Here is a 12,339-nt window from a genome sequence, read left to right as displayed (position 1 = left end):
GTGCGGGCCTGGCCCTCCTCGTCGATGGTCAGGGCGATCAGTGCGGCGCCGTGCTCACGGGCCAGCCCGGTGACCTGCGCGAAACGCGACTGAGGGCCGTCGCCGTCCTCGTAGTTGACGGAGTTGATGACCGCGCGTCCGCCGAGTTTTTCCAGGCCGGCCCGCAGGACATCGACCTCGGTGGAGTCCAGGACCACCGGCAGGGTCGAGGCGGTCGCGAAACGCCCGGCGAGTTCGGCCATGTCGGCCACACCGTCACGGCCCACATAGTCGACACAGAGATCGAGCATGTGGGCGCCCTCACGGATCTGGTCACGGGCCATCTCCACACAGTCGTCCCAGCGGGCCTCCAGCATCGCCTCCCGGAACTTCCTCGACCCGTTCGCGTTCGTCCGCTCACCGATCGCCATATACGCCGTGTCCTGACGGAACGACACCGTCTGATACAACGACGCCGCACCCGGCTCAGGGTGGGCCGTGCGCTCGGGAGGCGTGACGCCCCGGACCCGCTCGACGACCTGACGCAGATGCTCCGGAGTGGAGCCGCAGCAGCCGCCGACCAGGGACAGGCCGTAATCACGGACGAACGTCTCCTGCGCGTCGGCCATCTCCGGCGCCGTCAGCGGGAAGTACGCGCCGTCCTTGGTCAGCACGGGCAGACCCGCGTTCGGCATACACATCAGCGGAATGCGGGAGTGGCGGGCCAGATAGCGCAGGTGCTCGCTCATCTCGGCCGGGCCCGTCGAGCAGTTGAGGCCGATCATGTCGATGCCCAGCGGCTCCAGCGCGGTCAGCGCCGCACCGATCTCCGAGCCCAGCAGCATGACGCCCGTGGTCTCGAAGGCCAGGGAACAGATCAACGGCACGTCCAGGCCCACGGCTTCCATCGCCCGGCGCGCCCCGATCAGGCTCGCCTTGGTCTGGAGCAGGTCCTGGGTCGTCTCCACGATCAGCGCGTCCGCACCGCCGGCCAGCAGCCCCTCGGCGTTCTGCTGGTAACCGTCGCGCAGGACGTCGTAGGCGATGTGACCGAGGGAGGGCAGCTTGGTGCCCGGGCCGATCGAGCCCAGCACCCAGCGCTGGCGGCCGTCCCCGGCACCGAACTCGTCGGCGACCTCACGGGCGATCCGGGCGCCCGACTCGGACAGTTCGAAGATCCGGTCGGCGATGTCGTACTCGGTCGCCGCCGAGTGGTTGGACCCGAAGGTGTTGGTCTCGACGCAGTCCACACCGACCTCGAAATAGGCCTCGTGGACGGAACGGACGATGTCCGGACGCGTCAGGTTCAGGATCTCGTTGCAGCCCTCAAGATTCTCGAAGTCCTCCAACGTCGGGTCCTGAGCCTGCAGCATGGTCCCCATCGCTCCGTCGGCCACCACCACACGAGTGGCGAGCGCGTCCCGGAGCGCGGACACACGGGTCCCGCTGTCGGCGGAAGGGGTCAGCGGCACAGAGGCCATGAAAAAGCTCCCTCGGATGCGACGGCTGTCGGCTTAGCGCCGTCCGTGGAACTCTCCCCCGGAGGCGCCGCCGCCAGGGTAACCGGGGCGGGGGTCCGCGGGTCGGGGCGTCCACGGGACGGACGAGGATGGCGGCGGGGTCACCTACGGGATACGAGTGACCCAACAGATGCGGACCGACCATTAGCGAGAGGTCGGCATGGACCGGTAGTGTTCGACATTGCCGAACGGCGGCAGCGGGCGTCGGCGGATCGGCGGTCGAAGGGGACGGAGGCAGAACGGCGATGGCACGGAACATCCAGTCGCTCGAACGCGCGGCCGCGATGCTGCGGCTCCTCGCGGGCGGCGAGCGGCGGCTCGGCCTGTCGGACATCGCCTCGTCTCTGGGCCTCGCCAAGGGCACCGCGCACGGCATCCTGCGCACCCTCCAGCACGAGGGTTTCGTGGAGCAGGACGACGCCTCCGGCCGCTATCAACTGGGCGCCGAACTGCTGCGCCTGGGCACCACCTACCTGGACGTGCACGAACTGCGGGCCCGCGCCCTGGTTTGGACGGACGACCTGGCACGCTCCAGCGGGGAGAGCGTCCATCTGGGCGTGCTGCACCAGCAGGGCGTGCTGATCGTGCACCACGTCTTCCGGCCGGACGACAGCCGGCAGGTGCTGGAGATCGGGGCCATGCAGCCCCTGCACTGCACCGCCCTGGGCAAGGTCCTGTCGGCCTTCGACCCGGTCGCGCACAGCGAGGCGCTGGAGTCGGACCGCAAGGCGTTCACCGAGCGGACCGTCTGCGACCTGGGTGAGTTCGAGGAGATCCTCGACATCACGCGCGCGCGTGGCTACGCGGCCGACGTCGAGGAGACCTGGGAGGGCGTCGCCTCCGTCGCCGCGCCCATCCACGACCGTCGGCGCATGCCGGTGGGCGCGGTCGGCATCACCGGCGCGGTGGAGCGGCTGGGCCGGGACGGCGAGCTGCGCCCCGAGCTGATCGCCGCGGTACGGGACTGCGCCCGCGCGGTGTCGCGGGACCTGGGCGCCGGGCGGTTCTGAGCGCCGTACGCCTGCGCGAGACCGAGGGCCGGAACGCCATTGACGTTCCGGCCCTCGGCCGTACTCTGACATAACGCCAAAAAGCGGCTGATCGGCACAGACCGTGCCCGCTTCGCAGCCGTGCGTACCGAAGTCAAGATCGACAGCTCACAGCAATCAATAACGATCGTGCTTTCGATAACAGAGCCCTTGACGTGCACGTAACGCCGGAGCGAGACTCCCGTCCATCGGTCGGCATTGTCGAACACCTACCGGCAATACGCGCTAGAGTGTGACAACGCCAAGGGCCGGCATCGCTCTCACCCCCGAGGGCAGCTCGAACTCCCGGAGGGACCCGGGGTTCGGTCCCCTGGACGAAGGACAAAGGAGTCGCGGGTGTCCAGCTCCGACATCTTCATCGGCGAGACCATCGGTACCGCCATACTCATCCTGCTCGGCGCCGGCGTCTGCGCCGCCGTCACGCTGAAGGCCTCCAAGGCGCGCAACGCCGGCTGGCTCGCCATCACCTTCGGGTGGGGTTTCGCCGTTCTGACGGCCGTGTACACCTCGGCTCCGCTCTCCGGCGCGCACCTCAACCCGGCCGTGACCCTCGCGCTCGCGATCAAGAAGGACGGCATCCCCTGGAGCGACGTCCCGATCTACTGGGGCGGGCAGCTGCTCGGCGCCATGATCGGCGCGGCTCTGGTCTGGGTCGCCTACTACGGCCAGTTCCACGCGCACCTCACCGACCGCGAGATCGTCGGCGGTCCGGGCGCGCAGGACACCAAGGCCAAGGCCGTCGAGGCGCAGGAGCAGGGTGCGGGCCCGGTGCTCGGCATCTTCTCCACCGGTCCCGAGATCCGCGTCGCGTGGCAGAACATCGCCACGGAGGTCATCGGCACCATCGTGCTGGTGCTCGCGGTCCTCACCCAGGGCCTCAACGGCGACGGCAAGGGTCTCGGCACCCTCGGCGCCCTGATCACCGCCCTCGTGGTGGTCTCCATCGGTCTGTCCCTCGGTGGCCCGACCGGCTACGCGATCAACCCGGCCCGTGACCTCGGTCCGCGCATCGTGCACGCGCTCCTGCCCCTGCCCAACAAGGGCGGCTCCGACTGGAGCTACGCCTGGATCCCGGTCGCCGGTCCGCTGATCGGCGGCGCGATCGCTGCAGGCATCTACAACATCGCGTTCGCTTAGAACCAGCAGTCGTAGACCGTCCCTTACTCACGGAACCCAGGAGCACACAGTGACCGACGCCCACACCGCCGGGCCCTTCATCGCCGCGATCGACCAGGGCACCACCTCCAGCCGCTGCATCGTCTTCGACCGGGACGGCCGGATCGTCTCCGTCGACCAGAAGGAGCACGAGCAGATCTTCCCGAAGCCGGGCTGGGTCGAGCACAACGCCACCGAGATCTGGACGAACGTCGAGGAGGTCGTCGCCTCCGCCATCGCGAAGGCCGGCATCACCCGCGACGACATCAAGGCCATCGGCATCACCAACCAGCGCGAGACCACTCTCCTCTGGGACAAGAACACCGGTGAGCCCGTCCACAACGCCATCGTCTGGCAGGACACCCGCACCGACGCCCTCTGTCGCGAGCTCGGCCGCAACGTCGGCCAGGACCGCTTCCGCCGCGAGACCGGCCTGCCGCTGGCGAGCTACTTCGCCGGACCCAAGGCCCGCTGGCTGCTCGACAACGTCGAGGGCCTGCGCGAGCGCGCCGAGGCGGGGGACATCCTCTTCGGCACCATGGACAGCTGGGTCATCTGGAACCTGACGGGCGGTGTCAACGGCGGCAAGCACTACACCGACGTCACCAACGCCTCCCGCACCATGCTGATGAACCTGCACACCCTGGCGTGGGACGAGAAGATCGCCGAGTCCATCGGCGTCCCGCTGTCGATGCTCCCCGAGATCCGCTCCTCCGCCGAGGTCTACGGCGAGGTCACCGGCGGCAAGCTGGGCGACCTGCTCGGCGGTATCCCGGTCGCCTCCGCGCTCGGCGACCAGCAGGCGGCCCTGTTCGGCCAGACCTGTTTCGCCGAGGGCGAGGCCAAGTCCACCTACGGCACCGGCACGTTCATGCTGATGAACACCGGCGAGAAGATCATCAACTCCTACTCGGGCCTGCTGACCACGGTCGGCTACCGGATCGGCGACGAGGCTCCGGTCTACGCCCTGGAGGGCTCGATCGCCGTCACCGGTTCGCTGGTGCAGTGGATGCGCGACCAGATGGGTCTGATCTCCACCGCCGCCGAGATCGAGACGCTCGCGCTCACGGTCGAGGACAACGGCGGCGCCTACTTCGTGCCGGCCTTCTCCGGTCTGTTCGCCCCGTACTGGCGCTCCGACGCCCGCGGTGTGATCGCCGGCCTCACCCGGTACGTCACCAAGGCGCACCTCGCGCGCGCCGTCCTGGAGGCCACGGCCTGGCAGACCCGTGAGATCACCGACGCCATGACGAAGGACTCCGGCGTCGAGCTCGCGGCCCTCAAGGTCGACGGCGGCATGACCTCCAACAACCTGCTGATGCAGACGCTCTCGGACTTCGTCGACGCCCCCGTGGTGCGCCCGATGGTCGCCGAGACCACCTGCCTCGGTGCCGCCTACGCCGCCGGCCTCGCCGTCGGCTTCTGGACCAGCACCGACGACCTGCGCGCCAACTGGCGCCGGGCCGCCGAGTGGACCCCCAACATGGACGCGGAGAAGCGCGACCGTGAGTACAAGAGCTGGCTCAAGGCCGTGGAGCGGACCATGGGCTGGCTCGACGACGAGGAGTAAGAACCCCACATGACCAGTCAGTCCACCCTGCAGTCCGTGCCTGCCCTCGGTACGCGCCCGGCCTCCGGCTCGAACCCGAGCCGCGCCGAGACCCGGGAGCAGCTCTCCAAGGCGTCGTACGACCTTCTCGTGATCGGCGGCGGCATCCTGGGCATCTCCACCGCCTGGCACGCCGCGCAGTCCGGGCTCAGGGTGGCCCTGGTCGACGCCGGCGACTTCGCCGGCGCCACCTCCTCCGCCTCCTCCAAGCTGCTCCACGGCGGTCTGCGCTACCTGCAGACCGGCGCGGTGAAGCTGGTGGCGGAGAACCACTTCGAGCGCCGTGCGGTGTCCCGCCAGGTGGCCCCCCACCTGGCGAACCCGCTCACGTTCTACCTCCCCGTGTACAAGGGCGGGCCGCACGGCGCGGCGAAGCTCGGAGCGGGCGTCTTCGCCTACTCCGCGCTGTCGGCCTTCGGTGACGGCGTGGGGCACCTGCTCTCGCCGTCGAAGGCCGCGCAGGACGTGCCCGAGCTGCGTACGGCGGGCCTCAAGGCCGTGGCCGTGTACGGCGACGACCAGATGAACGACGCGCGCATGGCGCTGATGACGGTCCGCGGTGCCGTCGAGGCGGGTGCCGTGGTGCTGAACCACGCCGAGGTGACGGGCCTGCGCTTCACCAAGGGCCGGGTCACGGGCGCCGATCTGCGCGACCGGCAGTCCGGTGACGAGTTCGGCGTGAACGCCCGGCTCGTGCTGAACGCGACCGGCCCGTGGGTCGACCACCTGCGCAAGATGGAGGACCCGAACGCGGCGCCGTCCATCCGCCTGTCGAAGGGCGCGCACCTGGTCCTGAAGCGCACCGCCCCCTGGAAGGCGGCGCTCGCCACCCCGATCGACAAGTACCGCATCACCTTCGCCCTCCCCTGGGAGGACATGCTGCTGCTCGGTACCACCGACGAGGAGTTCGAGGGCGACCCGGCGGACGTCTCGGTCACCGAGAAGGACACCGCCCAGATACTCGACGAGGCCGCGTTCTCCATCCGCGACCAGCAGCTCGACCGTGATCTGATCACGTACTCCTTCGCAGGTCTGCGGGTGCTGCCCGGCGGGCCCGGCAGCACCGCGAAGGCCAAGCGCGAGACGGTCGTGACCGAGGGCAGGGGCGGGATGCTGTCCGTGGCGGGCGGCAAGTGGACGACTTTCCGGCACATCGGCCGTACGGTCATGCGGCAGCTGGAGACGCTGCCCGGCGCTCCGCTGGGCGACGGCTTCGAGCCCATTTCGTCGCTGCCGAAGAAGCTGCCGCTGCCGGGGGTCGCGAACCCGCGTGCGGTCGCGCACCGGCTGCTGGTCGACAACCCGGCCCCCGGGCCGCGGATGGCCGCCGACACGGCGAAGCACCTTGCCACGCACTACGGTTCGCTCGCGTTCGACATCGCCCGGCTGGCGAACGAGAACCCGGAGCTGAGCGAGCGGGTGCACCCGGACGCGCCCGAGATCTGGGCGCAGGTCGTGTACGCCCGGGACAACGAGTGGGCCGAGACCCAGGACGACGTGCTGCGGCGGCGTACGACGCTGACGATCCGGGGGCTGGCCACGGACGAGGTCCGGGGCAAGGTGCAGGACCTGCTCGACAAGAAGTAGGCGGTACGACCTGAAAGGGGCGGCTCCTCTCTGTGGGAGCCGCCCCTTTCACGTGCCGTGTGGGCTGTTTGTCGTCCGCGGGGCGGTGGCGGCCGGTCGCGCCCACGCGGCGGAGCCGCATATCGGCACGGCCCCGCTCCCCTAGAGGGTCCGCGCCAGCGCCCTTACCTCGTTCGGGTTCTTCAGCTCGTCGCGGCGGACGATCAGTTCGCGCCCCAGCAGCAGCGCCCTGCGCGACGCCGGGACCGGGTTCTCCAGCGTGGTCAGGTCCGTCAGGTGGGCGAAGCCGATGATTCTGCGGATGATCTCCGTGCCGGCGAAGCCGAGAGACTCGGTCCAGACGCGGTGGAGGAAGCGGTCGAGGTAGGCCTCGTCGAAGAAGGTGTCGACGCGGGTCGGCCACAGGCGGCGGAACTCGGTCTCGAACGCCTCCCAGGACAGGCGGAGTTGGTCGGCGTGGTCGGACAGGGTGCCGAGGGCGCGGGCCCGTTCCTCCGAGACCAGCGCGTTGGCCCAGTACAGGCCGAGGTCGAAGCCGATCGGGCCGACGAAGGAGAACTCGGGGTCGAAGACCCGGGCGACCGGGGCGCCTTCGCGGGTGCCGACCATGATGCTGCCGGTGTGGAGGTCGCCGTGGAGCAGGGCCTGGGCGCTGGTCATGAAGGTGTGGCGGAGGTCGGCGACCTCGGTGCGGAGCCTCGCGTCCGCGCGGAACCCGGCCGCCAGGTCGTCCAACCCCGGGTGCCAGTGGTTGTGTTCGTGCTCGATGTACGGCTCGGACAGGACCATATCCTCGGTGATCTTGCAGAGCTCGGGGCTGACCGAGGCCGCGACCAGTGCCTTGCGTTCGGCGGACGGCATACCGAAGTCGCTCGTGGCGAAGGAGAGTTGGGCGACCAGTTCGCCGATCCTCGCCGAGGTGTCCGGCCCGTAGGCCGCGCCCTCGTTGAGGAGCGTGCGCAGGACCTCCAGGTCGGACATGTCCTCCATGACGAGGGCGTAGTTCTCGGGGTCGTAGCCGTGGACCACCGGGATGGTGTCGGGAGCGACCTTGGCGAGCTGCTCGTAGGCGCGGGCCTCGGCGTCGGCGCGGTCGGGGTTCATCGGCCAGGACGGGCCGGCCACCCGGACCCAGGGCAGGGCCTGCTTGACGGCGAGGCTGCGGGTGCCGTCGGCCGAGGAGGCGAGGAAGACCCGGTTCATGTTGCCGTCGGAGACCTCGCGGACCTCGATGTCCGCCGGGTCCGGCCAGTGGCCCCGTTCACGCAGGTAGCCGGGGATGTCGTCGGTCTCCAGGATGCGGTAGCCCATGGTCGGTGAACTCCCTTATGCGGTGCGGCGCTTGGACAGGGTGAAGCTGAAGACCAGGGCGAGGATGAGGACCGCGCCCTCGACGACGTCCTGGGTGTAGTACGGCAGTCCCTTGATGGTCAGGCCGGTGGTGATGATGCCGATGAGGACGGCGCCGAGGGCGGTGCCCCAGACGTTCGGGCGCCCGCGGCCCAGGACCGACGTGCCGACCAGGGCCACGGCGACGGCCTCCAGGAGCTGGGAGGTTCCGGCCGAGACGTCGCCCTGCCCGATGCGTGAGGCGAGGATCAGGCCGCCGACGGAGGCGAGGACGCCGGAGAGGACGTAGGCCAGGGCCCGGTAGGCGCCGACGCGGATGCCGGCCAGCCGGGCGGCCTCGGGGTTGGCGCCGATCGCGTACAGGACGCGGCCCCAGCGGGTGCGGGCGAGGAAGACCCAGGCGACGACCGTGAGACCGCCGAAGATCAGCACCGAGACGGGGATGCCGAGGACCGTGCCGCGGTCGATGCGCAGGAAGCCCGCGGTGAACCTGCCGGGGGCGGTCGATCCGTCGGACATGGTCATGCCCGGGGTGATCGACTGGCCGTCGACGAGGATCAGTTTGCTGCCCTGGATGACGAACATGGTGCCGAGGGTGGCGAGCATGTCGGGGATCTTGAGGACGACGATGAGGAGGGCGTTGAGCAGGCCCGCGAGGGCGCCCGCCGCCAGCACCGCGAGGATGGCGACCGTGCCGACCTGGTTGAAGACGACCATCGTCTGGGCGGCGACCGAGACGCCGAGGCCGGCCACCGCGCCCACCGACATGTCCATGCCGCCCACCGCCATGGTGAGGGTGACGCCGAGGCCGAGGATCGCGGCGACGGAGACATAGCGCAGGGTGTCGAGGAGGGTCGCCGACTCGCGGAAGGAGCCCTCGCTCAGCGCGAAGTACGCGAAGAGCGCGACCGTGACGAAGATGAAGCCGTACTTGATGACGGCGTTCTGGACACGCACGGCGGTGGAGGTCGCGGGCGGGAGCGCCGCCTTGGTGGGGACCTCGGTGCTCTGGGTGGTGGTCATGGGGTGCTGCTTCCTTCGGCGGCCGGCGTCAGAGGCACTGGGACAGAACGTTCGGACGGAGTCGGAGGGAACGTCGGAGGGGCCTCAGACGGACACGGCGATGGTCTGGATCACGCGGTCACGTTCCGCGTCCTGTCCGTAGGCGTCGAGGTGGATCTCCCCGGCGGCCAGGACGACGACCCGGTCGGCGACCTCCAGGACCTCGTCGACGTCCGCGGACAGGACGAGCACGGCGGCGCCCTCGGCGGCCAGGGCACGGGCGCGGCGGCCGATGTCCCGGCGGGCCCCGATGTCCACGCCTCGGAACGGTTCGTCCAGGATGAGGACGCGTGGGGTCTCGGCGAGCCAGCGTCCGACGACGACCTTCTGCTGGTTGCCGCCGGACAGCTCCTCCACGGTGCTGTGCTCGTCCCGGGTGACGACCCCGAGGGCGTCGATGGCCTCGCGGCCGAGGGCGTCCTCGCGGGAACGGCTCACGAGTCCGCCCCGGGACAGGGACCTGAGGAACGGGAGCGAGATGTTCTGGGCCACCGACCAGCCGGGGACCAGGGCGTCCGCGTGCCGGTCCTCGGGGACCAGGTGGACCCCGCCGCGGATGGCGTCGGAGGGGCGGCGGGGCGCGTAGGGCCTGCCGTCGAGTTCCACCGTGCCCGCCGGGAACGGCTCGGCGCCGAACAGGCCGCGGGCCAGTTCGGTCTTGCCTGCGCCCAGCAGACCGACCACGCCGGTCACCTCGCCGGCCCGGACGTCCAGGTCGAGCGGGGTCCGGCCCTCGAAGAGCCGGACGCCGCGCAGCGCGAGGACGACCTCGCCCTGGTCGCCGGCCCGGACCGGGCGGGCGGTCGTCGTCTCCTGGGCCTGGGCAAGCATCGCGCGCAGGGCGGAGTCCCAGTCGAAGGGCTTGACCTGGTCCTCGGTGAGACGGCCGTCCCGCAGGACGACCAGCCGGTCGGCCAGGGCGTCGATCTCGCCGAGGCGGTGGGAGACGTAGAGGACCGCGATGCCGTCGTCGCGCATCCGCTCCACCAGGGCGAACAGCCGCTCCGCCTCGGCCGCGGACAGGGCCGAGGTCGGCTCGTCGAGGATCAGCAGCCGGGGGCGGGTGGCCAGCGCGCGGGCGAGGATCAGCAACTGGCGGTCGGAGACGCCGAGTTCGGTGACGTCCTTGCGGAGCAGCGAGTCGCTCCAGTCGAGGCCGAGGGACGCCTGGATCTCCCGGGCGCGGGCGAGCAGCCGGCCACCGTTGAGGAAGGGGTTGCCCCGGCGCTGTGCCAGTTCCTCGAAGACCAGGTTCTCGGCGACCGTGAGGCCGGGCACGATGCCCTCGCCGATGCGCTGGTGCACGGTCTGGATGCCCAACTGCCGGGCGGCCAGCGGTGAGCGGAGAGCCGCGGGCTCCCCGGCGACCCGCACCTGACCGCCGTGGTCCGTGTGCACGCCGGACAGGATCTTGATCAGGGTGGACTTGCCGGCGCCGTTCGCGCCGAGCAGCGCGACCACGCTGCCCGGGGCGATGTCGAGCGAGACGGAGGCGAGCACCGTCTTGCCGGCGAAGGCCATGCTGACGTCCCGCAGGCTCACCGCGGGAGCCACGTCAGTGGGCGACATTCGCGATCCAGTCCGCGGTCGAGACCTGGGACAGGTTCAGCGCGGGCAGCGCCTCCCGGAGCTGGTCCATGTTCTCGATCTTGTTCTTCTTCAGGAAGTCCTGGGTGATGGCGACGGCCGGGAAGGAGACCGTCGTCTTCCCGAGCTCTCCGGCCAGCTCCAGCGCCGTCGTCCGGACGACGGCGGCGCCGACGGCGGACGGGTCGGTGCCGGCGGTGGCGACCCACGGGCTGTCCGCGGCGGTCATGTTCTGGATGTCGGCGTTGGAGACGTCGGCGCCGAAGACCTTCACCTTGTCCTGGAGCTTCTTGTTCTGCACGGCGAGCACGGTGCCCTTGGCCAGCTCGTCGTAGGGGGCGAAGACGCCGGTCACATCGGAGTGCTGGGTCAGCGCGGCGGAGACCAGGGGAACGTTGTCGGTGGCCGTGGAGTCGGTGACCTTGCCGACCTTGAACTGCTGCTTCCAGGCGTGGGAGTCGACCGCCGTCTTCCAGACCGAGTCCCGCTTGTCGAGTGCGGCGTAGCCGGCGACGTTGACGTAGCCGACCTTCGCGTTCTCGCCGAGGTCCTTGGCCATCACGTCGAGCACGGCCTTGGCCATGCTGGCGTCGTCCTGCTCGGTGCTGACCACGCCCTTGGTGGAGGTCTCCACGTCGTAGACGACGACCTTGATGCCCTTCTTGACGGCCTTGTCGATCTCCGGCTGGATGGTCGCCGGGAAGCCGTGGTCGATGATGATCGCCTTGGCGCCGGAGTTGATGGCCGAGGACAGGTCGGTGGCCTGCTTGGCGTTGTCGGCCTGGGCGTCGTACACCGTCAGGTCGATGCCGAGGGCCTTGGCCTGGGCCTTGGCGCCGTTGCCCCACTGCTCGAAGTAGTCGCCCGCGCCGCTCTGCCGGACGAGGGCCACCTTGACCGCGCCCTCGCTGAAGGGAGCCGGCTTCTTGCCGGTGGCGGCCGAGGCCGAGGCGGAGCTGTCACCGCCGGCCTTGGAGGCGTCCGTGGACTGCGCGCAGCCCGCGAGCAGCAGGGCGGAGGCGGAGGCCAGCGAGAGTGCAGCGAGGGGGACGCGGGTGCGGGACATGAGGGGCTCCAGGTGCGGGGTGGTGCGGAGGGGACGAAGACGGGGGCGTGCGTGACCCGGAGCGAGGGAAAGGAACGCGCCACCGGCACAGGGGTGGCGGGCCCGCGGCGTCAGGCCGCGCGGAGGCTCCGGGGGAGGTCAGCGACAGCGGGCTGTGGTCGACCGGAGCAAGTCCACGTACAGCCGCCGCACGAGCAGCAGCGTCTTCATACGCAGATCATGAGAATGATTTCAGCCACCCGTCAAAGGAATGGAAGCGGTTTCTCAGGGAGTGAGACAACGACTTCGTCACACTGGGTTGCCGTCACGGCGGGAGTTACCATCACAGGACCGGCACCCGACCCGGCACAGTGAGGCCCCGATGACGACTCCACG

General features: G+C 70.2%; 9 protein-coding genes. 4 read left to right on the top strand and 5 right to left on the bottom strand.

Features of this window, described 5'->3' with window-relative positions:
* On the bottom strand, positions 1-1,460 hold a 1,460-nt coding region (locus ACZ5VD_RS34655; RefSeq protein ID WP_468684517.1), incomplete at its 3' end, for a homocysteine S-methyltransferase family protein.
* 284 nt (positions 1,461-1,744) lie between these two features.
* Here ACZ5VD_RS34655 and ACZ5VD_RS34650 point away from each other — a divergent pair.
* The 4 genes from ACZ5VD_RS34650 to ACZ5VD_RS34635 all read left to right on the top strand — a co-directional run bounded on the left by ACZ5VD_RS34650 (position 1,745) and on the right by ACZ5VD_RS34635 (position 6,899).
* Positions 1,745-2,509: an IclR family transcriptional regulator gene (locus ACZ5VD_RS34650; RefSeq protein ID WP_468552018.1), complete on the top strand. Its 765-nt coding sequence runs from the start codon at positions 1,745-1,747 to the stop codon at positions 2,507-2,509.
* 375 nt (positions 2,510-2,884) lie between these two features.
* The gene (locus ACZ5VD_RS34645) at positions 2,885-3,685 is read left to right on the top strand and encodes an MIP/aquaporin family protein (RefSeq protein WP_468552019.1); all 801 of its coding nucleotides are present in this window, start codon (positions 2,885-2,887) and stop codon (positions 3,683-3,685) included.
* A 49-nt stretch (positions 3,686-3,734) separates the two neighbouring features.
* Entirely contained in the window at positions 3,735-5,273 is a 1,539-nt protein-coding gene (gene glpK / locus ACZ5VD_RS34640) for a glycerol kinase GlpK (protein ID WP_468552020.1), read from the top strand.
* 9 nt (positions 5,274-5,282) lie between these two features.
* A complete protein-coding gene (locus ACZ5VD_RS34635; RefSeq protein WP_468552021.1) occupies positions 5,283-6,899 on the top strand; it encodes a glycerol-3-phosphate dehydrogenase/oxidase in 1,617 nt (538 codons plus the stop codon).
* A gap of 141 nt (positions 6,900-7,040) precedes the next feature.
* On the opposite strand, the gene mtnK is transcribed toward ACZ5VD_RS34635, so the two are convergent.
* The 4 genes from mtnK to ACZ5VD_RS34615 form a co-directional block, all read right to left on the bottom strand.
* Positions 7,041-8,210: an S-methyl-5-thioribose kinase gene (gene mtnK, locus ACZ5VD_RS34630; protein WP_468684516.1), complete on the bottom strand. Its 1,170-nt coding sequence runs from the start codon at positions 8,208-8,210 to the stop codon at positions 7,041-7,043.
* A gap of 15 nt (positions 8,211-8,225) precedes the next feature.
* Complete coding sequence (locus ACZ5VD_RS34625) at positions 8,226-9,272, bottom strand: ABC transporter permease (protein WP_468684514.1); 1,047 nt, start codon at positions 9,270-9,272, stop codon at positions 8,226-8,228.
* Between the two features lie 84 nt (positions 9,273-9,356).
* Positions 9,357-10,880, bottom strand: a complete 1,524-nt coding sequence (locus tag ACZ5VD_RS34620) for a sugar ABC transporter ATP-binding protein (protein ID WP_468552024.1) — start codon at positions 10,878-10,880, stop codon at positions 9,357-9,359.
* Positions 10,867-11,964, bottom strand: a complete 1,098-nt coding sequence (locus ACZ5VD_RS34615; RefSeq protein WP_468684513.1) for a substrate-binding domain-containing protein — start codon at positions 11,962-11,964, stop codon at positions 10,867-10,869. The genes ACZ5VD_RS34620 and ACZ5VD_RS34615 overlap by 14 nt, the downstream gene beginning before the upstream one ends.
* Between the last annotated feature and the right edge of the window lie 375 nt (positions 11,965-12,339).

This window comes from Streptomyces sp. NPDC032822, assembly GCF_055578825.1.
The sequence above is the reverse complement of the archived record's forward strand: the minus strand, read 5'-3'. Positions and strand labels throughout refer to the sequence as shown.

Excerpts from the sequence above, each read along its gene's own strand:
- ACZ5VD_RS34650 (WP_468552018.1), top strand. The coding sequence starts at position 1,745 with ATGGCACGGAACATCCAGTCGCTCGAACGCGCGGCCGCGATGCTGCGG.
- ACZ5VD_RS34635 (WP_468552021.1), top strand. The coding sequence starts at position 5,283 with ATGACCAGTCAGTCCACCCTGCAGTCCGTGCCTGCCCTCGGTACGCGC.
- mtnK (WP_468684516.1), bottom strand. The coding sequence starts at position 8,210 with ATGGGCTACCGCATCCTGGAGACCGACGACATCCCCGGCTACCTGCGT.
- ACZ5VD_RS34625 (WP_468684514.1), bottom strand. The coding sequence starts at position 9,272 with ATGACCACCACCCAGAGCACCGAGGTCCCCACCAAGGCGGCGCTCCCG.
- ACZ5VD_RS34620 (WP_468552024.1), bottom strand. The coding sequence starts at position 10,880 with ATGTCGCCCACTGACGTGGCTCCCGCGGTGAGCCTGCGGGACGTCAGC.
- ACZ5VD_RS34615 (WP_468684513.1), bottom strand. The coding sequence starts at position 11,964 with ATGTCCCGCACCCGCGTCCCCCTCGCTGCACTCTCGCTGGCCTCCGCC.